Origin of the sequence: Rhodanobacter geophilus, assembly GCF_040812275.1 — a bacterium.
Taxonomy (GTDB): Bacteria; Pseudomonadota; Gammaproteobacteria; order Xanthomonadales; family Rhodanobacteraceae; genus Rhodanobacter_A; species Rhodanobacter_A geophilus.
The window spans coordinates 212,054-234,058 of the sequence record NZ_JBFOHL010000001.1; the positions used below are offsets into that span (position 1 = coordinate 212,054).

21 protein-coding genes are annotated in these 22,005 nt (G+C 69.8%); 13 read left to right on the top strand and 8 right to left on the bottom strand.

From position 1 onward, the window contains the following. Nucleotides 1–48 precede the first annotated feature (48 nt). Nucleotides 49–1,638: a tryptophan halogenase family protein gene (locus tag ABQJ56_RS00945; protein ID WP_367843111.1), complete on the top strand. Its 1,590-nt coding sequence runs from the start codon at nucleotides 49–51 to the stop codon at nucleotides 1,636–1,638. A 112-nt stretch (nucleotides 1,639–1,750) separates the two neighbouring features. Here ABQJ56_RS00945 and ABQJ56_RS00950 read toward each other — a convergent pair whose 3' ends face one another. From ABQJ56_RS00950 to secB, 3 genes are all read right to left on the bottom strand, one after another. Continuing rightward, on the bottom strand, nucleotides 1,751–4,765 hold the full coding sequence (locus tag ABQJ56_RS00950; RefSeq protein ID WP_367843112.1) for a DEAD/DEAH box helicase: 3,015 nt from the start codon (nucleotides 4,763–4,765) through the stop codon (nucleotides 1,751–1,753). Between the two features lie 127 nt (nucleotides 4,766–4,892). Next, on the bottom strand, nucleotides 4,893–5,918 hold the full coding sequence (locus ABQJ56_RS00955) for an NAD(P)H-dependent glycerol-3-phosphate dehydrogenase (protein WP_367843113.1): 1,026 nt from the start codon (nucleotides 5,916–5,918) through the stop codon (nucleotides 4,893–4,895). 276 nt (nucleotides 5,919–6,194) lie between these two features. Beyond that, nucleotides 6,195–6,707, bottom strand: a complete 513-nt coding sequence (gene secB / locus ABQJ56_RS00960; protein ID WP_367843114.1) for a protein-export chaperone SecB — start codon at nucleotides 6,705–6,707, stop codon at nucleotides 6,195–6,197. Between the two features lie 291 nt (nucleotides 6,708–6,998). On the opposite strand from secB, the gene rpmB reads away from it, so the two are divergent. The 4 genes from rpmB (at nucleotide 6,999) to ABQJ56_RS00980 (ending at nucleotide 8,594) form a co-directional block, all read left to right on the top strand. Beyond that, nucleotides 6,999–7,235 (top strand): 50S ribosomal protein L28, encoded by a 237-nt coding sequence (gene rpmB, locus ABQJ56_RS00965; protein WP_367843115.1) that lies wholly within the window; start codon nucleotides 6,999–7,001, stop codon nucleotides 7,233–7,235. Nucleotides 7,236–7,246: 11 nt separating this feature from the next. Beyond that, complete coding sequence (gene rpmG / locus ABQJ56_RS00970; RefSeq protein ID WP_181303365.1) at nucleotides 7,247–7,414, top strand: 50S ribosomal protein L33; 168 nt, start codon at nucleotides 7,247–7,249, stop codon at nucleotides 7,412–7,414. 231 nt (nucleotides 7,415–7,645) lie between these two features. Then, nucleotides 7,646–8,194 (top strand): DUF4166 domain-containing protein, encoded by a 549-nt coding sequence (locus ABQJ56_RS00975; RefSeq protein WP_367843116.1) that lies wholly within the window; start codon nucleotides 7,646–7,648, stop codon nucleotides 8,192–8,194. After that, the gene (locus ABQJ56_RS00980; RefSeq protein ID WP_367843117.1) at nucleotides 8,184–8,594 is read left to right on the top strand and encodes a thiol-disulfide oxidoreductase DCC family protein; all 411 of its coding nucleotides are present in this window, start codon (nucleotides 8,184–8,186) and stop codon (nucleotides 8,592–8,594) included. Before ABQJ56_RS00975 ends, ABQJ56_RS00980 begins: the two co-directional genes overlap by 11 nt. Here ABQJ56_RS00980 and ABQJ56_RS00985 read toward each other — a convergent pair. Continuing rightward, complete coding sequence (locus tag ABQJ56_RS00985; RefSeq protein ID WP_367843118.1) at nucleotides 8,584–9,702, bottom strand: saccharopine dehydrogenase family protein; 1,119 nt, start codon at nucleotides 9,700–9,702, stop codon at nucleotides 8,584–8,586. The two genes, ABQJ56_RS00980 and ABQJ56_RS00985, sit on opposite strands and share 11 nt — an antisense overlap. A 206-nt stretch (nucleotides 9,703–9,908) precedes the next feature. Between ABQJ56_RS00985 and ABQJ56_RS00990 the strand changes: the two genes are divergently transcribed. Next, complete coding sequence (locus ABQJ56_RS00990; protein ID WP_367843119.1) at nucleotides 9,909–10,433, top strand: DUF3016 domain-containing protein; 525 nt, start codon at nucleotides 9,909–9,911, stop codon at nucleotides 10,431–10,433. A gap of 64 nt (nucleotides 10,434–10,497) precedes the next feature. Here ABQJ56_RS00990 and ABQJ56_RS00995 read toward each other — a convergent pair whose 3' ends face one another. Beyond that, nucleotides 10,498–11,688 carry a DesA family fatty acid desaturase gene (locus ABQJ56_RS00995; protein WP_367843120.1) on the bottom strand — a complete coding sequence of 397 codons (1,191 nt, stop codon included), beginning with the start codon at nucleotides 11,686–11,688 and terminating at the stop codon, nucleotides 10,498–10,500. A gap of 149 nt (nucleotides 11,689–11,837) precedes the next feature. Between ABQJ56_RS00995 and ABQJ56_RS01000 the strand changes: the two genes are divergently transcribed. The 6 genes from ABQJ56_RS01000 (at nucleotide 11,838) to ABQJ56_RS01025 (ending at nucleotide 16,781) form a co-directional block, all read left to right on the top strand. Next, complete coding sequence (locus ABQJ56_RS01000; RefSeq protein ID WP_367843121.1) at nucleotides 11,838–12,599, top strand: ABC transporter ATP-binding protein; 762 nt, start codon at nucleotides 11,838–11,840, stop codon at nucleotides 12,597–12,599. Nucleotides 12,600–12,610: 11 nt separating this feature from the next. Further along, the gene (locus tag ABQJ56_RS01005; protein WP_367843122.1) at nucleotides 12,611–13,351 is read left to right on the top strand and encodes an ABC transporter permease; all 741 of its coding nucleotides are present in this window, start codon (nucleotides 12,611–12,613) and stop codon (nucleotides 13,349–13,351) included. Beyond that, nucleotides 13,351–14,703, top strand: coding sequence for a GldG family protein (locus ABQJ56_RS01010; protein WP_367843123.1), 1,353 nt, complete (start codon nucleotides 13,351–13,353; stop codon nucleotides 14,701–14,703). The genes ABQJ56_RS01005 and ABQJ56_RS01010 overlap by 1 nt, the downstream gene beginning before the upstream one ends. Next, nucleotides 14,700–15,194, top strand: coding sequence for a hypothetical protein (locus tag ABQJ56_RS01015; protein ID WP_367843124.1), 495 nt, complete (start codon nucleotides 14,700–14,702; stop codon nucleotides 15,192–15,194). The genes ABQJ56_RS01010 and ABQJ56_RS01015 overlap by 4 nt, the downstream gene beginning before the upstream one ends. Then, nucleotides 15,194–16,021: a bifunctional DNA-formamidopyrimidine glycosylase/DNA-(apurinic or apyrimidinic site) lyase gene (gene mutM, locus ABQJ56_RS01020; protein WP_367843125.1), complete on the top strand. Its 828-nt coding sequence runs from the start codon at nucleotides 15,194–15,196 to the stop codon at nucleotides 16,019–16,021. Before ABQJ56_RS01015 ends, mutM begins: the two co-directional genes overlap by 1 nt. Before the next feature lie 160 nt (nucleotides 16,022–16,181). Further along, entirely contained in the window at nucleotides 16,182–16,781 is a 600-nt protein-coding gene (locus ABQJ56_RS01025) for a nitroreductase family protein (protein WP_367843126.1), read from the top strand. Nucleotides 16,782–16,991: 210 nt separating this feature from the next. On the opposite strand, the gene ABQJ56_RS01030 is transcribed toward ABQJ56_RS01025, so the two are convergent. The 3 genes from ABQJ56_RS01030 to ABQJ56_RS01040 all read right to left on the bottom strand — a co-directional run bounded on the left by ABQJ56_RS01030 (nucleotide 16,992) and on the right by ABQJ56_RS01040 (nucleotide 19,851). Continuing rightward, nucleotides 16,992–17,768 (bottom strand): hypothetical protein, encoded by a 777-nt coding sequence (locus ABQJ56_RS01030; RefSeq protein WP_367843127.1) that lies wholly within the window; start codon nucleotides 17,766–17,768, stop codon nucleotides 16,992–16,994. A 67-nt stretch (nucleotides 17,769–17,835) separates the two neighbouring features. After that, a complete protein-coding gene (locus ABQJ56_RS01035; protein ID WP_367843128.1) occupies nucleotides 17,836–18,489 on the bottom strand; it encodes a thymidine kinase in 654 nt (217 codons plus the stop codon). 18 nt (nucleotides 18,490–18,507) lie between these two features. After that, complete coding sequence (locus ABQJ56_RS01040; protein ID WP_367843129.1) at nucleotides 18,508–19,851, bottom strand: NAD(P)/FAD-dependent oxidoreductase; 1,344 nt, start codon at nucleotides 19,849–19,851, stop codon at nucleotides 18,508–18,510. Between the two features lie 114 nt (nucleotides 19,852–19,965). Here ABQJ56_RS01040 and ABQJ56_RS01045 point away from each other — a divergent pair, with 114 nt between their 5' ends. After that, a complete protein-coding gene (locus ABQJ56_RS01045; protein WP_367843130.1) occupies nucleotides 19,966–21,948 on the top strand; it encodes a UvrD-helicase domain-containing protein in 1,983 nt (660 codons plus the stop codon). Nucleotides 21,949–22,005 lie beyond the last annotated feature (57 nt).

Below are 22,005 nucleotides of genomic sequence, written 5' to 3' on the forward strand. Positions count from 1 at the left end.
TGCCGGGCCCCCGCCGGGGTCCGGCGTTTCTTCATCAAAGGAGCGGCCATGCAACGCTTGCGCAAGGTGCTCGTGGTGGGCGGCGGCACCGCCGGCTGGCTGACCGCCTGCTACCTGGCCAAGGCGGTGAACGCCGCCAACCCGGCCAGCGTGCAGGTGCACCTGGTGGAATCCGACCGCATCGGCCTGATCGGCTTCGGCGAATCCACCTTCCCGTCGATCCGCGGCACCTTGTCGGCCATCGGCCTCGACGAGCGCCGCTTCCTGGTCGAGACCTCCGCCACCTACAAGCAGGGCATCCGCTTCCGCCATTGGGTGCGGCCGCCCGGCACGCCCGGCAAGGAACATTTCTTCCATCCCTTCAGCGTGCCCAGCCAGCGCCCCGGCGGCCCCGAGCTGCTGCCGTACTGGCTGCTGGGCACGGCACCCGCCGGCCTGGGCTTCGCCGACGCGGTGACCATGCAGAGCCTCGTGGTCGACCGCTCGCGCGCGCCCAAGCGCGCACGCGACCCCGATTACCAGGGGCCGATGAACCACGCCTACCAGTTCGACGCCGGCCGCTTCGCCATGCTGCTGGCCGAGCACGGCCAGCAGGCGCTGGGCATCCAGCGGCACGTGGCGACCGTGGAGCGCGCGGTGCTGGACGACGGAGGCAACATCGCGAAACTGGTCACCGCCGAGCTCGGCGAACTGGAGGCCGACCTGTACGTGGACTGCACCGGCCTGCGCGCCAGCCTGATCGGCGAAGCCCTGCACTCGCCGTACCGCAGCTGCGGCGACGTGCTGTTCACCGACCGTGCGGTGGCCATGCAGGCGCCCTACCCGCGCCCCGATGCGCCCATCCCCTCGTTCACCCTGTGCACCGCGCAGGAGTCGGGCTGGATCTGGGACATCGGCCTGCAGCAGCGGCGCGGCGTCGGCTACGTGTATTCCTCGCGGCACACCGACGCGACGCGCGCCGAGGAGATGTTCCGCCGCTACCTGGGCCACGCGGCCGACGGCCAGGACGTCACGCACATCCGCTTCGACAACGGCTACCGCCCGGAAGCCTGGCGCGGCAACTGCGTGGCAGTGGGGCTGGCCGGCGGCTTCATGGAGCCGCTGGAATCCACCGGCATCGCGCTGGTCGAACTGGCCGCCTACCTCCTCACCCACCTGCTGCCCGGCGACCGCGACGAGATGGGCCGCGCGGCGCGCCACTTCAACGCGATGATGTCCGCGCGCTACGAGCGCATCGTCGATTTCATCAAGATGCACTACTGCCTGAGCCAGCGGCGCGACTCCGCCTTCTGGATCGACAACGCCGACCCGGCCGGCATCCCGCAGAGCCTGCAGGACAAGCTGGCGCAATGGCGGCACCGGCCGCCGCACCGCCTCGACTTCGTCGGCGACCTCGAGATGTTCCTGGTGTCCAGCTGGCAATACATGCTCTATGGCATGGAGTTCGAAACCGACCTAGAACCCGCGCGCAGCGCCTACCCGCGCGGTGCCGAAGCAAGCCGCGAATTCGCCATGATCAGGCAGGCGGCCATGCAGGCCCTCGATGACCTGCCGGATCACCGCGCCCTGGTCGAGCGGCTGTGCGGCGAATACCGCAGGCGCCCGCACGCACACGCCGCGGACACGGCCACCGCCTGAGCCATGCAGAAGGAAAGGGGACGGCGGCCTGTCCGCACAGTCGGTCGAGCTGACCGTGGCCGGTTGCGCGAGTCCGAATACCCCGGACCCGGCAAGTGCACTTGCACCGGCCTCAGCCCGGCGCCAGCAGCGCGTCCAGGTCGGACTGGTCGAAGCTGAGCTTCTCGCGGCTGCCGCCGCCTTCCAGCACGGCCTCGGCGAGTTCGGCCTTGCGCGCCTTCAGTTCCTCGATGCGTTCCTCCACCGTGCCGGCGGTGATCAGGCGGAACACGAACACCGGCTTGTCCTGGCCGATGCGGTGCGCGCGGTCGCTGGCCTGCGCCTCGGCGGCGGGGTTCCACCACGGGTCGTAGTGGATCACGGTATCGGCGGCGGTGAGGTTGAGGCCGACGCCGCCGGCCTTCAGCGAGAGCAGGAACAGCGGAACGTCGCCCTGCTGGAACTGCTGCACCGGCGTGGCGCGGTCGCGTGTCTCGCCGGTGAGGGTGACGTAGGGAATGCGCCTGCGATCCAGCTCGTTCGCGATCAGCTTGAGCATGCCGGTGAACTGCGAGAACAGCAGCACCTTGCGGCCCTCGTCGAGCAGCGGCGGCAGCATGTCCATCAGCAGCTCGAACTTCGCCGAGCCGTGCACGCCGCGCGCGGCCTCCAGCTTCACCAGGCGCGGGTCGCAGCAGACCTGGCGCAGCTTGAGCAGCGCGTCCAGCACCACGATGCCGGAGTGCTGGATGCCGCGCTGGGCGATCACCTCGTGCAGCTCCTCGGCCAGCGACAGGCGCAGGCCTTCGTACAGTTCGCGCTGGCGGCCTTCCAGCACCACGCGGCGGGTGATCTCGGTCTTCGGCGGCAGCTCGGAGGCTACCTGCGCCTTGGTGCGGCGGAGGATGAAGGGCGCCAGGCGGCGGTTGAGGCGCTGCTGGCATTCCTCGTCGCGCTGCTTCTCGATCGGCACGCGGTAGTAGCGGCGGAATGCGCTCTCGTCGCCGAGCAGGCCGGGCACGGCAAGGTCCACCTGCGACCACAGCTCGCCGAGGTGGTTTTCCAGCGGCGTGCCGGTGAGGCAGACGTGGCGGCGCGTGCGCAGGCTGAGCAGGGCGCGCCGCGCCTGGGTGCGCGGGTTCTTCACCTGCTGCGCCTCGTCCAGCACGGTGAGCGCGAACGGCTGCTTGCGCAGCGGCAGCACGTCGCGCGGCAGCAGCGCGTAGCTGGTGAGCACGATGTCCTGCGCACCGAGCTGGGCGTAGGCCTCGGCGCGCTGCGGTCCGTGCAGGGTGAGCACCTTGAGCGCGGGCGCGAAGCGCGCGATCTCGGCCTGCCAGTTCGGGATCAGGCTGGTCGGCACCACCACCAGCGCGGGCTGGTTGAGCGCGCCGCGCTCCTTCAGCGCGAGCAGGTGGGTGATCAGCTGCAGGGTCTTGCCCAGGCCCATGTCGTCGGCGAGCACGCCGCCCACGCCGGCCTCGGCCAGCGCATTGAGCCAGCGCAGGCCTTCGCGCTGGTAGGGGCGCAGCTCCACCGTGAGCCCGGCGGGAATTGCGTCGCTGGCGCGTTCGGCGGCGTCGCGCAGGCGCGCGGTGAAGCCGCGCAGTGCCTCGGGCGCCTCCAGCGCGCCATCGCCCGGCAACGCCTCGACCAGTTCTTCCAGCCGCCCCGCCTGCACGCGCGGCAGGTGGAGCTTCTTGCGCGGTTTCTCCAGGTATTCGGCCAGCGGCGCCAGCAGGCCGCGCAACACCTTGAGGCGCACCGGCACGCGGCGGCGTTCGTCGACCGGCGCGTACCACACCGCGTCCTCCGGTTCGTTCGGCGCGGGACTCAGGTTCAACTGGTGCTCGGCCAGCGCCTGCGCCACCGCGGGCAGCAGGTTGTGGCGCTTGCCTTCCAGCTCGATGCCGATCTCCAGGTCGAAGGCGTGGTCGTCGGCGTCCTCGGCAGCCTGGCCGTACCAGCGCACCGGGCCTTCCAGCACCTCGAACGGGAAGCTGGACGCGTACTCCAGCGTGAAACCCTCGGCTTCCAGCTTGGGTCGCAGCGCCAGCCAGCGCGCCGGCGTGTTCACCTCCAGCGCGCCGGCATGGCCGGTGCCGGGGAACAGCCAGGCGTCATCGGGCAACGTGTCGGCCATGTCCCAGGGCAGGCCCTCGGTATCCACGGCGGGGGTGAGGCCGGCGCGTTCGAGCTGCTCCATGGTGGACAGCTCCTCGGCGCGGCGCCGCGCGATCTCCACCAGCTGGCCGTTGCGCACGCGGCGCACCAGCGGCTCGCCGCCACGGCCGGGCAGGCGCTCACCCGCGTAGTCGAAGGAGAGCCGCGCCCAGGCCAGCGGCGGCGTACCGGCGGCGAGGCGGGCATGACGGGTCAATGCGTGCAGGGTCAGCACCGGCTTGGCCGCCAGTTCGGCGCGATGCAGCTCGTCGAATACCTGCGGCGGCGGGATGCGCGCGGCCAGCCGGCTCGCCGGCAGGGTCTCGGCGAGGCTGCGGCCGTATTCGTGCTTCAACGGGGGCAGGTCCAGCCAGGCGGCTTCCTCGGGCGCCGCCTCCAGGTGGCCGAGCGTGGCGTGCTCGGCGTCGAGGTACCACAGCCCGTCGATGCGCAGCAGGCGCTGGCTGTGCGGAAGCTGGGGCAGCAGGCGCTGGCTGCCATCCGTCTCCAGCTGCCAGTGCCAGTTGAGCGGATGCGCCTTGCCGCGCGACAGGCGCAGGCCGGCGAGGCCACCGAGGAAACACGGCGCGGTATCCAGCACCTCGATCAGCAGGCTGTCGCCCACGTGGCCGCCCAGCCGTGCATAGCTGCGGCCCTTGCGCAGGCTCTGCGGCAGGCCCAGCACGGCGGCGGCGAGCCGTTGTTCGTGCGGCGGCAGCGGCGCCTGGATCAATTGCCGGCTGTCCAGCGGCGCCGGCCGCGCGTAGCGGCCGTGCTCGGCCACGGCCAGCAGCACCGGCGCCACTTCGAGATGCGCCCAGGCGGCACCCTCCTCCGGCATCACTTCCAGGAAGAAGCCCAGCACCACCGACTCGCCACCGCCCGGCGTCCTGGGCAGATCCAGCAGGCGCTGCCAGGTGGACGGCAGGCGTTCGTCGCGGCCGCCGGCCGGCGTGGCGTGCTGTTTCCCGTCCGGTTGCTGCATGCGCATGCGCCCCGTGGCGACAACCAAAACATCGAGCTTAGCAGGCGGATCGCGTGCGTAGGAGCGGCTTCGGCCGCGATTTGCAATATCTGATCGCGGCTGAAGCCGCTCCCACGGCAGCTGTAGCTCAGCTGTTGCCGAACAGGCCGTGCGGGTATTCGGGCTTCTGCTCGCGCGCCATCAGCATCTTCAACCCCTCGGCCGGGGTGACTTCGCCGTGCAGCACCGCGCGCACGCCGGCGCTGATCGGCAGGTCCAGCGCGTGCTGGTCGGCCAGCCGCGCCACCTCGTCGGCGGTAAGCACGCTTTCCACCACCTGGCCGATCTGGCGCACTGCCTCGTCGATCGCGATGCCCTTGCCCAGCGCCAGGCCCAACCGGCGGTTGCGCGAGAGGTCGCCGGTGCAGGTCAGCACCAGGTCGCCGAGGCCGGACAGGCCGATCAGCGTTTCCGGCCGCGCACCCAGCGCCACGCCCAGGCGCAGCATCTCGTTCATGCCGCGGGTGATCAGGCCGGCGCGGGCGTTGAGGCCCAGGTCCATGCCATCGGCAATGCCGGTGGCCACCGCCAGCACGTTCTTCATCGCGCCGCCGAGTTCGGCCCCCAGCAGGTCACCGCCGGTGTAGGCGCGCAGGTTCGGCGCGTGCAGCAGGTTGGCGAGGCGCTGTGCGCAAGCGGCGTCTTCCGAATGCACGGTGACCGCGCTGGGCAGGCCGGCCGCCACTTCCCTGGCGAACGAGGGGCCGGTGATCACCGCGGCCGGATGGCCCGGCAGGCGCTGCGCCACCAGTTCGTGCAGGAAACGGCCGGTGCCCGGCTCGAAGCCCTTGGTGGCCCAGGCCAGCGTGGCGCCGGGATCAAGCAGCGGCGCCACCTCTTCCAGCATGGTGGCGAAGGCGTGGCTGGGCACCACCAGCAGCACGACGCCGGCACCGCGCACGGCGGCGGCCAGGTCGGGCTCGTAGCCCAGCGTCACCGGCAGCTCGATGCCCGGCAGGTAGCGCTGATTGCAGCGTGCCGCGGCGATCGCCGCCAGCGCGGCGGGATCGCGGCCCCACAGCCGGGTCGGCACGCCGTTGCGCGCCGTCAGGGCGGCCAGCGCGGTACCCCAGGAACCGGCACCGAGTACCGCCAGGGTCGGATGCTGCGTCATGCGGCGGTCAGAGCCTGCTCATGGTCTCCAAGTGCCTCGCGCCGGGAGCTGTTTGCGCGCGTGCCAAGGAAGAACGAAGGAGTGGACGTCCGTCCACGACTGAGTGATGACGCAGGCATGTGGGCAAACAGACCCGGCCCGCAGGGTTGCCATCGAATGGCCGCCATGCGGCAGCGCGCGGCTTGACCTGACGGCCAGTCAGGCACTGCGCCACGCACTACCACCTGACGGCCATTCGATGGCAACGCGAGGTACTTGGAGACCATGAACAGGCTCTTAGCTGTTGAGCTGGACCGGTGCGTCCCCGCCGCCGGCCATGCGGCGCATCTGCTCGGCGTACAAGGCGTCGAAATTGATCGGCTGCAGCAGGAACGGCGGGAAGCCGCCCTCCAGCACCATCGAGGAGATCACCTGGCGCGCATACGGGAACAGCAGGTTCGGGCAGTAGCTGCCGATCACCCCGGCGCGATCCGCTTCGCCGAAGCCGGCGATGCCGAACAGGCCGGCCTGCTCCACCTCGGCGAGGTAGGCGGTGCGCTCGCCCAGCGTGCAGGTAAGGGTGACGCTGAGCACCACTTCGTACAGGTCGTTGCCCAGATCCATGGCCTTGTGGCCCAGGTTCAGCTGCACCTGCGGTGCGGCCTGGTCGCTCTCGCCGTTGAATTCCTGGAAGATCTGCGGTGCGCCCGGCACCTCGAAGGAAACGTCCTTCACGTAGATCTTCTGCAGCACCAGCTGCGGCTGCCCGCCCTGCGCGCTGGTCTGGCCGTTGGCGATGACTTCTGCCATGGGAATCCCTCTATAGGTCTGGCGTCAAAAGAGGCTGATTGTTTCATACCTGCCGGCCCCGTGCATACGCGCCACGGCGCGGCCCGGCCCGATGGATTGCGCACAACCCTGTTTCTGCAGGATAATGCACGGCTCGTCACTGCCGACCCGACCCGTTCGGGGAGCCCGCCACGCGATGCGGGCCTCGCGGCGAGACAAGCGCAATACCTCCAGCATCGCGTGGCGCGCAGCGTCGCTGGGCCGATGTCGCCCTGGCCAACGGGCGGTCAACAGAACACCACGGAGCCCATCATGGCCCGCATTTGCCAAGTCACCGGAAAGGGTGTGCAGACCGGCAACAACGTCTCGCACGCCAACAACAAGACCCGCCGCCGCTGGTTGCCGAACCTGCACGAGCGCCGCTTCTGGGTCGCCAGCGAGAACCGCTGGGTCAAGCTGCGCGTCTCCAACCACGCGCTGCGCACGATCGACAAGAAGGGCATCGAGGCCGTGATCGCCGAGCTGCGTGCCCGCGGTGAGAAGGTCTGAGGAGAACAGTCATGGCCAAGGGTGCAAACGACAAGATCCGCCTGATTTCTTCGGCCGGTACCGGCCACTTCTACACCACGCAGAAGAACAAGAAGAACACGCCGGAAAAGTTCGAGTTCAAGAAGTACGATCCGGTCGTGCGCAAGCACGTGATCTACAAGGAAGGCAAGATCAAGTGACGTCATGGCCCGCGCGCACGGCGCGCGGCCTGTCATGACGTCATCCCGGCGAAAGCCGGGATCCAGTAGTGAAGTACGGCAAAACCCGCCCTCGTGGCGGGTTTTTCCTTATCCCTGTTCTGATCCACTCGCAGGGACGAGCGCAACAAGTCATCCAGCGAGATACGCAAAAAACCCGCCGCAAGGCGGGTTTTTCTTGCCCCATCCAACCGCCCCCGCGAAGATGGCCCCATGCCGTCCGCCGTCGCCCTGTTCCCCAGCCTGCTGGACTCCGCCGACTGGTCCCGACTGGCCCCCGCCGTACGGCGCATGCATGCCGAGGGCAGCGTCATCCAGGCCAGCGGCGAAGCCGACGTCGCCGGCGAAAGCCACCTGCTCGCCCGCCTGCTGCGCCACCTGCTGTCCCTGCCCGAGCCCGGCACCGGACAAGCCATCGCACTCACCATCGAGCGGCACGGGACGCACGAACGATGGAATCGCCGGTTCCTCCGCGGCCGCATGTGCTCGACGCTGCGCACGGGCGGCGACTCGCGGCTGCACGAGCGGCTCGGTCCCGTGACGCTGCATTTCTCCCTGCACCGCGACGGCGACGCGATCGACTGGCAGTTGCAGCGCGTGAGCCTGTTCGGCCTGCCGTTGCCGCGTGCCGCCCGCGGCACGGTGCTGTCGCGCAGCGGCGTGCGCGACGGCCGCTACGCCTTCGACATCGACGCTCGCCTGCCGCTGATCGGCCGGCTCGTCGCCTATCGCGGCTGGCTGCAGATCGACCATGTCGCCTGAGCGCGACCACCCCGTCATCGTCTTCGACGGCGTCTGCGTGCTGTGCAGCCGCTGGGTGGATTTCATCCTGCGCCACGACCACGCCGGCCGCTTCCGGCTGGCGGCCATGCAGGGGCAGCAAGGGCGCGCCTTGCTCGTCGTGCATGGCCTGTCGCCGGACGATCCGGTGTCGTTCCTGCTGGTCGACCAGGGACAGGGCTACAGCGACACGGACGCCATCGCCCGCGTGCTGGGCCAATTGGGCGGACCATGGCGCGCGGCCGGCGCGATGCTGCGCGTGACGCGCCGCCTGCGCGACCCCGCTTACCGCTGGGTCGCCCGCCATCGCTACCGCCTGTTCGGCCGCCGCGCGCAATGCCGCCTGCCCGCACCGGAGCAGGCGTGGCGCTTCATCGACTGACCGGCATCGCCTCGACGCCGGCGCGCAGCGCGAATCCGTCGAACCCTTCGACGATCTGGTCGAGCGTCAGCAAGCCCATGCACGGCATGGCGCCCCTGGCCTCCACCAGGCCATCCGCCCACCGGCGCGTCAGCACGATCGCCGGCGTCACCGGCACCTGCGGACCGTCGCCCGCGTCGGCATCCAGCCACCAGCGCAGGTGCAACGGCCGGCCCTGCCTGTCCGTGCCGCGCAGCTCCACCGCCATGCCACCGGCATCCGAGCCGAAACGCACGAACCACTCGCTCATCCGCCTCAGCCTGGGCGCGTGGCGGGCCAGGTCGTGGATGATGCCCAGGCGCACCAGCATGCCCATGCCCCAGGTGGCCCATTGCAGCAAGGGCAATTCCAGCCCCGCGCGAAACACCACCGTACGCGCCTGCGGATAGCGCGCGGGGAACAGTTCCAGGTCCGGGATATCGCAGACGCCCACGCGGCGGCGGCCGCAGCGAAACCACTGGCGCCGGCTGTCCATCCAGCCATGCGCCGACTCCCAACGGCCGTTGCGCCAGAGGCGAATGGGGCGCCCGCAGTAACCCAGGATGGACGCCACCGTGGCGTCGCCGCGCGGCGTGCGGTTGCCCGGATTGATCGCGTGCTCGATCGATTCGATCGCGCCGAAGCCCGCAAGCAGGGCATCGACAACCGCCGAGCTCAATGCAGGCACGCTGGATGCGCCGCTGACCAGCAGGCGACCGGCGCCGCGCGCGCGTTCGTCGAGGCGGGAAAAGCCGCTGGCGAAATCGCGGCCGTCGGCAAGATCGATATAGTCGCTGCCGGCGTCGATGCACGCCTCGGCAACGCCATAGTCCTGGCCCTGGAACGGCCCGGCGGCATGGATCACCAGCTGCGGCCGCAAGGCGGCCAGCGCTGCCGGAAAGTCCGCGGCGGCCGTGTCCAGCGTGCAGGTGCACAGGCGCGCATCGCCGATGGACGTGCGCAGATCCTCCAGCGGCGATGCGCGGCGCCCCGCAAGCAGCAGCTCGAACCGTTCGTCGTGCGCGAGTCTCGCCGCGATGCGTGAACCGAACACGCCGGCCGCGCCAAGAACAACCACCCGCAGACCCATTCCCGCCCCTGTCAGTACGCGACCCGATCGCCCGAGCATGCCACGCGACGCGGGGGTGAGACAGCTGGCCGCGGGAACGTTGCGAAGCTCCGGCTCGTGCGTTCATGCGCATGGCCGGTTCGATGCGCGACCGGTACACCGCAACGGCGCCGCGGCGTTATTGTTGGGTATCCGGGCGAGATGCCCCATACCGGAGGAAAGCCGTCATGAAATGCCGGACTGTCCTGCATATCCTGTTCGCCGCGATGGCACTGCTCGGGACACCCGCGATGGCCGCGACTGTGGCGGCTCCCGCGAACGTCACGGTCAGCTATGACCATCCGGAGCAATTCACCGAAACCCACAAGGTCCGCGCCCTGACGCCCACCCGCGACGACGACGGCTACCTGAAGACGCTCAAGGCCTGGATCGAGGATCGCGCCGGCAGGATGCTGCCGCCGGGTGAGCGCCTCGACATCGTGGTGACCGACATCGACCGCGCCGGCAACTTCGAACCATGGCGTCCCTACCCGCTGCGCGAGGTGCGCATCATCAAGGACATCTACCCGCCGCGCATCGACCTGCGCTTCCACCTGCTCGACGCCGATGGCAAGGTGATCCGCGAGGGCACGCGCAAGCTGCGCGACCCGGGTTTCATGACCGACAGCACCAGCACGTCGGGCAACGACAACCTGCGCTACGAAAAAGCCTTGCTCGACCGCTGGCTGCGCAAGGGGCCGGATCAGCTTTGAGGCGCCCCTCCAAGCAAAAGGCCCGCCGAAATGGCGGGCCTTTTTTGCGTAGCGTCGATGTCGATCAGGCAGCGACCGCATACTCCTTGAGCCTGGCCGCGAAGTCCTGCAGCGCGCGGATGCCGCTCTGCTCGGCCTCGACGATCCACTGCTGCAGCCCCTTCAGCGCCTGCTCGGCACCGCGCTGCTCCATCAGGGCGGCGAGGCGGTTGCGGAAATCGCATACGACGCGCAGGTTCGGGCGCTTGGCCAGCACGGCCTGCAGCTTGCTGCTGCCGTCGCTGTCCAGCCAGCGGCCGCCGTCGGCCAGCGCGCGGCGCAGGCGGCGCGGCACCGACTTGATGCTCTCGCCGGCATGCGCGGCTTCCTCGCGCAGGGTGGGCACGATCACGTTGCGGTAGTAGTCGGTCATCGCCTGGAAGCGATGGGTGAGCACCGCCTTCAGCGTCTCGGCGTCAGGCAGCGGCACGTTGGGGCGCACGTCCAGCGTGGGCGCCACGCGCAGCACCTTGGCCAGGCCCACGGCGCGCAGCGCGCAGATCGCCGCCCAGCCGATGTCGAATTCCCACTTGCGCAGCGCGAACTTCGCCGAGCTGGGGAAGGCGTGGTGGTTGTTGTGCAGCTCCTCGCCGCCGATCCAGAAGCCCCACGGCAGCAGGTTGCGCGAGGTGTCGGCGCTCTCGAAGTTGCGGTAGCCCGCCCAGTGGCCGATGCCGTTGACGAAGCCGGCCGCCCAGAACGGGATCCAGATCATCTGCACCGCCCAGATCGCCGCACCGATCACGCCGAACAGCGCGATGTCGATGATCGCCATCAGCGTGGGGCCCCAGTAGGGATGCGCGCCGTAGACCTTGTGCTCGACCCAGTCGTCCGGCGTGCCGCGGCCGTACTGCTGCATGTCTTCCTTGGAATGGCAGGCATCGCGGTACAGCGACACGCCGTCCCAGAACACCTTCCTGATGCCGTAGATCACCGGGCTGTGCGGGTCTTCCTCGGTCTCCACCTTGGCGTGGTGCTTGCGGTGCACCGCCACCCATTCCTTGGTGACCATGCCGGTGCTGAGCCAGCCCCAGAAACGGAAGAAATGCGCCAGCGCCGGGTGGAAATCCACGCCGCGATGGGTCTGGCTGCGGTGCAGGTACAGCGTCACCGTGAAGATGGTGAGCTGGGTCGCCACCAGCAGGTAGACCAGCATGCCGGCCCAGCTGGCATGGATGAGGCCGCTGGACAGGAAGTTCAGCACGGTATCGGACATCAGGAGGAACCCGGGTGAAAGTAAAGGCAGTCTAGAAGGGGTTTGCCATACCCGCCAGCATGTTAGAGCACGCGAGTTTGCGCTTTCGTTAAGCCGGCCCGTGACCGAGACCGGTTGTATGAAGATGGGGCCGCATCGACAATCGCGCAATGACCTCCGTCAATTCCTCCGCGCCGCCCGTGCTGCAACTCGATCATGTCACCCGCAGCCGTGCCGGGCGCGTGGCCGTACAGGACCTGAACCTGGTGCTGCCCCCTGGCCAGGTGCTGGGCCTGCTCGGCGTCAACGGCGCCGGCAAATCCACCACGCTGTCGATGATCGCCGGCGCACTGCGACCCGATGAGGGGGCGATCCACCTGAACGGCGAGGATTTCCTGGAACGCCCCGAGCTGGCGCGCCGCCTGATCGGCTGGCTGCCCGAGCGCGCACCGGTATGGCCGGAACTCACCGTGGCCGAACACCTGGACGCCCATGGCCGCCTGCGCGGCCTTTCCGGCACGGCCTTGCGCGAGGCGCGCGAAGCGACGCTGGAGCGGCTGGAGCTGCAGCCGCTGGCACGACGGCTGGCGGGCGTGCTCTCGCAGGGCCAGCGCCAGCGCCTGGGCCTGGCCTGCGCACTGCTGCATCGCCCGGCGCTGCTGGTGCTGGACGAGCCGGCCAACGCGCTCGACCCGGTACAGGTCACCGCGCTGCGCACGCTGATCCGCGAACAGGCTGCCGCCGGCGCCTCGGTGGTCCTGTCCACCCATGTGCTGGTCGAGGTCACCGCCGTGTGCGACCGCGTGGCGATCCTGCACGAGGGCCGCCTGCGCCACGACGGCCCGGTACGTGCCGACGACCACGCCGCGCTGGAGCGCCGCTTCTTCGAGATCGCCATGCAAGGCGTCGCCCCGGCGGCGCACGCCGCATGACGTTCATTGCGATGTTTCGTCTCGAAATGCGCCGCCTGCGCGCGCAGCCGCTGGCCTGGGTGCTGCTGGCGCTGAGCCTGGCCTGGCTGGGCTGGTGCTTCACCCGCCTGCTGGGCGACTTCCTGGCCGGCGAGATCCAGCGCGCCGCGCAACCGGATGGTCCCGGCTACGTGGACCTGGTGGCCGTGCCGCTGCTGGGCCAGCTCGCGCAACTGGCCTTCCTGGTGGTGCCGCTGCTGGCCATGTCCACGCTGGCCGGCGAACGCCGCCACGGCACGCTGCCGCTGCTGTTCGCCGCGGGCGTGCCCGCCTCGCGCATCGTGCTGGGCAAGTACGCCGTGCTGCTGCTGTGGCTGCTGGCATGGCTGCTGCTGACCCTGGCGATGCCGCTGTCGCTGGCGCACGCCACCACGCCGGACTGGGGCAAGCTGGCCGCCGCCACGCTGGGCATCGCCCTGATGCTGGCCGCGCTCGCCGCGCTGGCCCTCGCGGCCTCCGCCTTCACCGCGCATCCGGCGATCGCCGCCGTGGTGGCGCTGCTGCTGGGCCTGGCGCTGTGGACGGTGAACCTCGGCGCACAGCTGGCCGGCATCGACGACGGCGCCATCAACTGGCTGGCGATGAGCACGCACGAGCAGAACCTGCTGCGCGGCCTGGTATCCACCACCGACATCCTGTGGTTCCTGCTGCTGCTCACGGTATGCCTCGCGCTGGCCGTGCGCCGGCTCGCGGCCGAGAAGGAGCGCGGCTGATGCAGCGCCTGTGGAAACTCCTGGACGGCTGGCTGTTCGCGCTGCTGCTGGTCGGCGCCGGCGCGCTCGGCTATCTCGGCACGCGCTACGCGCACGTGTCCGACTGGACCGCGAACGGCCGCGTGAGCCTGTCGCCGCAAAGCCGCGCCGTCTTGGCGAAGCTGGACGGCCCGGTCGAAATCGTCAGCTACGCGAACCCGCAGGGCGACCTGCGCGCCGCGATCGCCGGCTTCCTGCAGCGCTACCGGCAGGCCAAGCCCGACCTCGCGCTGCGCTTCGTCGATCCGCAGCAGGATCCGGCGCAGATGCGCGAGCTGGGCATCGCCGTGGACGGCGAGCTGATCCTGCACTACCGCGGCCGCGAGCAGCGGCTCACCGAACTTTCCGAGCGCGACGTGACGAACGCGCTGGAACGGCTGATCCGCGGCAGCGACCGCATCGTGGCCTTCGTCACCGGCGACGGCGAACGCCTGCCCGGCGGCCAGGGCAACGCCGACATGGGTGCGCTGATGGGCCAGCTCGCGCAGAGCGGCCTGCGCGCGGTGCCGCTGAGCTTCGCCCAGGCCACCGCCGTGCCGCAGGGCACCGATCTGGTGGTGCTGGCCAGTCCCACCGCGGCGCTGCCCGCCGGCGCGGCACAGGCGCTGGTCGCCTACGTGCAGGGCGGCGGCAACCTGCTGTGGCTGCGCGATCCGGCAAACGGCGACCTCGGCCTCGCACCACTGGCCGAAGCGCTGGGCATCCAGGTGCTGCCGGGCGTGCTGGTGGACGGTGGCGGCGCCGCACTCGGCCTCGACGATCCGCGCCTGCTGGCGGTGGGCATGTACCCGCCCAACCCGATCACCCGGGGCCTCCAGCTCGCCACGCGCTTTCCGCAGGTGGCCGCACTGGCGCGCACCGGCGCGGGCGGCTGGACGGCCACGCCCCTGCTGCGTTCCAGCGCGCAGAGCTGGACCGAGTTCCACCCCATCGACAACACACATCCTTCGGCCATCCGCTACGACGCCGCGGCCGGCGAGTTCAAGGGCCCGCTGGACTTCGGCTTCGCGCTGGACCGGCTCTCGCCCAGCCCGGACAAGCGCGAGCAGCGCGCGGTGGTGATCGGCGACGGCGACTTCCTCTCCAACGCCTACCTCGGCGAAGGCGGCAACCGCGCGCTGGGCGAGCGCGTCTTCAACTGGCTGCTCGGCGACGACGCGCTGGTCGACCTGCCCCGCGAGGGCGTGCCCGATCGCGTGCTGCGCATCGGCCAGGCCGAACTCGATCTCGCGAGCATCGGCTTCATGGTGCTGCTGCCGCTGCTGCTGCTCGCGATCGGCGGCCTGATCGCCTGGCGCCGGCGCCGCGCATGAAGCGGGCCGCGCGCACCCGCCTGCTCCTGCTGCTGGGTGTCGCCGCCCTGCTCGCGCTGGCGCTGTGGCAACGGCAGCGTGATGCACATGATGCGCCGGGCAGCCTGCTCGCGCTCGACCCGGCCGCGATCACGCAAGTGACGCTGCAACTGGGTGATGCGCCTGTCGCGCGGTACGCGAAGCGTGACGGCCACTGGTGGCACGACGATGGCCGGCGTGCCGACGATCGTTACCTCGACATGCTGACCGCCGCCGCCGCCGCGCCCGTGCTGCAATGGCGCGCCGCCGCCGACTTCGACAGCGCGAAGATCGGCCTCGAACCGCCGCACGCCGTGCTGAGCCTGGACGGCCGGCGCCTGGCCTTTGGCGCGATGTCGGCCACCGGTCCGCAATGCTACGTGCAGGCAGGCGCGCGCGTCGCGCTGGTCTCGCTGCGCTACATGCCGCAGGCGCCGCAGCAGGAACACGTCGAGCTGTCCGGAGCACGCTGATGCCCGAGCTGCCCGAAGTCGAGACCACCCGCCGCGGCATCGAACCGCACCTGGTCGGCCGCCGCGTGACCGCCGTGACCCTGCGCCGACCGGACCTGCGCTGGCCGATCCCGCGCGAGATTGTCGAACTGCTGCCCGGCCAGCGCATCGAAGCGGTGGAACGCCGCGCGAAATACCTGCTGCTGCATACGCCGGCCGGCAGCGCACTGCTGCACCTGGGCATGAGCGGCATGCTTCGCGTGCTGCCCCCCGACGTGCCGGCCAGTCCGCACGACCACGTGGACATCGCGCTCGCGCGCGGGGCGCATGCAGGCCCGCGCGTGCTGCGCTTCACCGATCCGCGCCGCTTCGGCTGCCTGCTCTGGCAGGCACCCGGCACCACCCACGAACTACTCGCCCGGCTCGGCCCCGAGCCGCTCACCGACGCCTTCGACGGCGATCTCCTGTGGCATCTCTCGCGCAGCCGCACTGCCGCCGTGAAGCTGTTCCTGATGGACAACGCCATCGTGGTGGGCGTGGGCAACATCTATGCCAGCGAAGCGCTGTTCGCCGCCGGCATCGACCCGCGCCGCGAGGCCGGCAGCGTGTCGCGCGCACGCTACGCGCGGCTCGCCGCCGAGGTGAAGCGCATCCTCGCGCATGCGATCGAACGCGGCGGCACCACCTTGCGCGACTTCCTCGCCCCCGACGGCGCCCCCGGCTATTTCTTCCGCGAGTTGATGGTCTACGGCCGCGCGGGCGAGCCGTGCAAGGTATGCGGCACGACGATCCGGCAGGTCGCGCTGGGGCAACGCTCCACGTTCTGGTGCCCGCGCTGCCAGCGCTGAACGGCCAGCGTTTCCCAGAGGAAACGGAGTAACCACGGATTGCCGGCTAGCCGGAGCGGCACTGCGCGTCCAACATAGCCGCCATCCCGAACACGCACAGCAGACCGGAACGGCCCCGCCGTTCCGCGGGTTCGGCTTTTCCTTTTGCGGAGGAATCCCCATGAGCAACGCCGTGATCGAACATCTCAAGAAGCGCCGCACCCAGTACGCCCTGGGCCGCAACGCGAACATGGACAAGGACGCCCTGAACCACCTCATCAAGGACGCCATCAAGCAGGCACCGTCGTCGTTCAACTCGCAGAGTTCGCGCGCCGTGATCCTGTTCGGCGAGCAGAGCGTGAAGTTCTGGGCGCTGGCCAAGGAAGCCCTCGCCAGGATCGTGCCGGCCGAGGCGTTCGCGCAGACCGCCGCCAAGCTGGACAGCTTCGCCGCCGGCGTGGGCACCGTGCTGTTCTACGAGGACCAGGACGTGGTGAAGGACCTGCAGGAGAAGTTCGCGCTGTATGCGGACAACTTCCCGGTGTGGTCCGAGCACTCGACCGGCATGGCGCAGTTCGCGGTGTGGCTGGCGCTGACCGAGGCCGGCCTCGGCGCCAGCCTGCAGCACTACAACCCGCTGGTGGACGACGCCGCCCGCGCGACCTGGAATATCCCGGCGTCGTGGAAGCTGCGCGCGCAGATGCCGTTCGGCTCGCACGAGGGCGGCTTCGGCGAGAAGGCCTTCATGGACGACAGCCAGCGCTTCATCGCCGCAGGCTGAAGCACGCCCGGACTTGGGGAAGGTCTGATTTTCCTCGTCATCCCAGCGAAAGCTCGGATCCAGTGCCTGCAAGCCATTGAACACCAAGGCGCTGGATTCCTGCTTCCGCAGGAATGACGAGCAAGAAGTCGATTGATCAGACCTTCCTTAGCATGTGCGGAGAGGGCGGCCAACGGCCGCCCTCTCTTCGTGCGCGCGTGGCAACGCCGCTCAGAACGGCCAGCGGAATTCCACGTGCAGGTTGTTGAACTCGGGATCGTCCAGGCTGCCGCCCGGCTGCGCGACCAGCGCCTGCTCCATCCCCTCCACTTCCAGCGCCTGGCCGGCGGCGAAGCGGGTGCCCAGCACCTGCATCTCCACCAGCTTCTCGCACAGCACGCCGGCGCGATCCAGTTCGTGCGCGGGTATCCGGCGGAAGCTGAGATCGGGGCGGCCGAACTTGCGCATGCCCCGCGTGTGCACCCAGGAGCGGCCGCTGCCGTCGGCCTCGTCGCTGCGCAGGATCAGCACGTGGTTGCGCGGCGGAGCGCCACCCGGCACCAGGTAGCGCTCGCGCCACGCCGCGGCGTCGGACAGGCCCATGATCTGCGGGTCGAGGATCACACGGCCACCGATGTCGAGCAGGGCGGCGAGCACGCCCAGCGTGTCGCGCAGGTAGTCGAGGCTGGGGCCGTCCTTCAGCTGGCCGCGCACCACCAGCACCTCGGGCGCGATGCGCGCCTGCTCGTAGGTCGCGGGCGCCTCGTCGCGCATGATCCCGCCCAGCGTTCCGGCCAGCGGATAACCCTCCCACTTGCGCAATTCGAGGTTCTGGAAACGCCGCAGATCCACGCCCCCCGGCAGGCCCGGGCTGCCGTAGCGCATCGCCGGGATCACCAGCTCGCGCTCGAACTTGCCGAACACGTAGAACTGCAGCAGTGCGTCCTCGTCGGCACCTGGCTGCCAGTAGGGGCGCGGCCACTCGGGGATTCGGGGTGCTTCGGTCATCGGGTTGCCTGGGAGCGGAGGGCGATTCATGGTGGAAGCATTCAATGCAGGACGGCGCCAAAGCCCGTTACTGGTTTTCAGGACCCGCGTCCCGCGGATTTTGAAGCGGCAGCACGCTCTGCTGCAGCTCGATGCGGCCGTGGCCTTCGGTGACCTTCTTGAACTCGGCGCGGCTCACCGAGACATAACGGTCGTTGCCGCCGATCTCAACCTGCGGGCCATCGGTGACCGCGCGGCCCTGCTCGTCCACGCGCACCACCATGGTGGCCTTGCTGCCGCTGTGGCAGATGGTCTTGATCTCCTGCAGCTCGTCGGCCCAGGCCAGCAGGTAGCGGCTGCCCTCGAACAGCTCGCCGCGGAAGTCGGTGCGCAGGCCGTAGGCCAGCACCGGCACGCGCAGCCGGTCCACCACGTCGGAGAGCTGCCACACTTGCGCGCGGGTGAGGAACTGCGCCTCGTCCACGAACACGCAGTGGAGCGTGCCGTGCGCGGCGATGTCGGCCTCGACCAGGGCGAGCAGGTTCTCGCCGCCGGCGAAGCGCCGCGCGTCCGCCTTCAGGCCGATGCGCGAGGCCACCACGCCTTCGCCGTAGCGGTTGTCCAGCGCCGGCGTGAGGATGAGCGTGCGCATGCCGCGCTCGCGGTAGTTGTACGCGCTCTGCAGCAGCGTGGTGGTCTTGCCGGCGTTCATCGCCGAGTAATAGAAATAGAGCTTGGCCATGGTGGCGATGTTACCGCGTCAGGCTTCGTCCACCGGCAAGGTGCCGCCGGTGAAGCGTTCCTTCGTCTGCGCCAGCCGCAGGCGGCGTTCGGCCAGCCAGCCGCGGCGGTCGCGCAGCACGCAGGCCAGGTAGATCAGGCGGAACACCTGCAGGCGCCACCACACGGCGAAGTTGTCGAACACGTCGCCGGCCAGCATCGAGGTAACGCCCTGCTCCATCTTCCACTTGCGGCTCGGGTGGCGGAACAGCCACTGCATCGCCGGGCCGTTGAAGCGGTAGATGAAGAACGCGAAGCGGCGCATGCCCTTGCGCTGGCGTTTCTCCAGCGCGCGCAGCAGGCGCATCTCGCTGCGCGGCTCGCGCAGGGCCTGATCGACCACAGCGGCGGCCCGCTCGGCGCCACTCATCGCCAGGTACACGCCAGAGGAGAACACCGGATCGAGGAAGGCGAACGCGTCGCCCACCAGCACCCAGCCCGGCCCGCCCATGCAGGTGGAGTCGTAGGCGTAGTTGCCGGTGGCATGCGTGCGGCCGTCGATCAGTTCGGCGTGCTCCATCCGCTGCGCCAGCGCGGGATTGGCGCGCAGCGTCGCCATCAGGAAATCCGCCGCAGGCCCCTGGCGCCGCTTGAGGTATGCCGGCCGGCACACCGCACCCACGCTGGTCATGCCGTCGGGCAGCGGGATCAGCCACATCCAGCCGTGCTCGAAGCTGTAGATGCTGATGTTGCCCGCGTCGCCGCCTTCGCGCCGCTGCACGCTGCGGAAGTGGCCGAAGATCGCCGCGCTCTGGTGCTGCCGGTTCCTGCGCTTGAGCTTCCTGCGGCCGGCGAGGAAGGTATCGCGGCCGCTGGCATCGACCACGTAGCGCGCCTGCACGCGGTATTCCCGGCCATCGCCGCCACGCACGTCCAGCCACGTCTCTCGCGCGCCCACCTGTTCCACGCGCAGCACCTCGTGCCCTTCGCGCGCATCCGCACCGGCCCCGCGCGCGTGCTCGAACAGCATCTTGTCGAAGTCCTGCCGCCACACCTGGAAGGCATGCGGCGGGCTTTGCCCCACCACCTCGCTGAACGCATAGGTGTTGTAGCCGCGCGGGTTGTCCGCCTCGAAATCGGCGCCGGCCTTGTACACGCCCAGCGCGCGCACCTTCTCCAGCACGCCCAGCCGCTCGAACACCGGCAGGTTCATCGGCAGCAGCGACTCGCCGATGTGGAAGCGCGGGTGGTGCTCCTTCTCCAGCACGATCACCTTGTGTCCCTGCCGCGCCAGCCGCGTCGCCGCGGTGCTGCCGGCAGGGCCACCGCCGATCACTGCCACGTCGCACTGCTCGATGTCCCTTTCCCTCAGCCGATCCCTCATGCCGCTCCTCGGATACCTCGTCACCCTGGCGATTCGCCCTTCCGATTATGACCGGACCGGGCCCGCGTGCCCGCTCTGCTACCATCGTCCGCCGCTCACGCATCGCCTCGATCCATGCTCAACCCGCAACAACTGGCCGCCGTCGAACACTGCGATACGCCACTGCTGGTGCTCGCTGGCGCCGGCTCGGGCAAGACCAGCGTGATCACGCAGAAGATCGCGCACCTGATCCAGCGGCGGAAGCTGCCGTCCGCGAAAATCGCCGCGATCACCTTCACCAACAAGGCCGCGCGCGAGATGCGCGAGCGTGTGGGCAAGCTGGTGTCCGCCGAAGACGCCGCCGCGCTCACCGTGTGCACCTTCCACGCCCTGGGGCTGAAATTCCTGCAGATCGAACACGCACGCGCCGGCCTGCGCCGCGGCTTCTCGGTACTGGACGCGGACGACAGCGACGGCATCGTCAAGGAGCTTGCGCCCAAGGGCGCCAGGCCCGACGTGCTGTTCAACCTGCGCAACCTGCTGGGCCGCGCCAAGAACGCCGGCCTGTCGCCGGAAGAAGCGCTGGCCGCCGCGCGCAGTCCGCGCGAGCTGGAGGCCGCGACGATCTACGAGCTGTACGAGGCGCGCCTCGCCGCCTTCAACGCGGTGGACTTCGACGACCTGATCCGGCTGCCGCTGCGCATCCTGGAGAGCGACGCCGAGTGCCGCGACGCATGGCGCGAGCGCCTGCGCTACCTGCTGGTGGACGAATACCAGGACACCAACGACGCGCAGTACCGCCTGCTCAAGGCGCTGACCGGCGAACGCGGCGGCATCACCTGCGTGGGCGACGACGACCAGAGCATCTACGCCTGGCGCGGCGCCAATCCCGAGAACATCGACCAGCTCGGCCGCGACTGGCCCGACCTGCGCGTGATCAAGCTGGAGCAGAACTACCGCTGCGGCAAGCGCATCCTGCGCGCGGCCAACGCGCTGATCGCCAACAACCCGCACCTGCACGAAAAGAAGCTGTGGAGCGAGCACCCGGAAGGCGCGCCGATCCGCGTGCTGGAGTGCAAGGAGGCCGAGCACGAGGCCGAGAAGATCGCCGCGCTCGCCGCCACCCTGGCCGAGAAGAACAAGGCGCGCTGGCATGACATCGCCATCCTCTACCGCGGCAACTTCCAGGCGCGCCCGCTGGAAAAGGCGCTGCGGCTGGCGCGCGTGCCCTACCACCTCACCGGCGCATTGAGCTTCCTCGACCGCGCCGAGGTGAAGGACGTGCTCTGCTACCTGCGCCTGCTCGCCAACCCCAGCGACGACGCCGCCTTCCTGCGCGTGGTGAACGTACCCAAGCGCGAGATCGGCGCCACCACGCTGGAAAAGCTGGGCCAGCTCGCACAATCGAAGCACTGCTCGCTGCTGGAAGCCAGCCGCAGCGACGGCGTGCTGCGCCAGCTCACGCCACGCCCCGCTGCGGCGCTGGCCGCGTTCTCCGACCTGCTCGACGAGTTGCGCAGCGCCTCGCTGCACGAGAGCGCGGCGGATCTGGTCGAACGCCTCCTGAAGCGCACCGGCTACGCGGCCCAGCTCGCCGCGGCGACGCCCGACGCCAGCGTGCGCGAACGCAAGCTCGGCAACCTCGCCGAACTCGCCGACTGGTTCCGCGCGATGCAGAAGGGCGGCAACAGTGCCGGCGACCTCGCCTCGCAGCTCGCCCTGCTCAGCCACGCCGACCGCGACGATCCCGGCAACGCGGTACGCATGATGACGCTGCACGCCGCCAAGGGCCTGGAGTTCCGCTTCGTCTTCATCGTCGGTTGCGAGGACGGCACCCTGCCGCACGACGGCGCGATCGACGAGGGCCGCATCGACGAGGAGCGCCGGCTGATGTACGTGGGCATCACCCGCGCCAAGGAACTGCTGACGCTCTCGTGGTCGGCCAAGACCAAGCGCTACGGCGAAGTGCACAGCAACCAGCCCAGCCGCTTCCTGCACGAACTGCCGCAGGCCGACCTGCACTGGCAGGGCAAGGACCCCGAGGCGGACAAGGAGGCGGTGCGCGAAACCGCCGAATCGCACATGGCGCGGATCAAGGCGATGCTGGCGGGCGGCTAGTTGACGAGCGGGCGCGTGCCTTTCATTGTGTGAACGGTCGCCGGTTGCCTGTCTGCC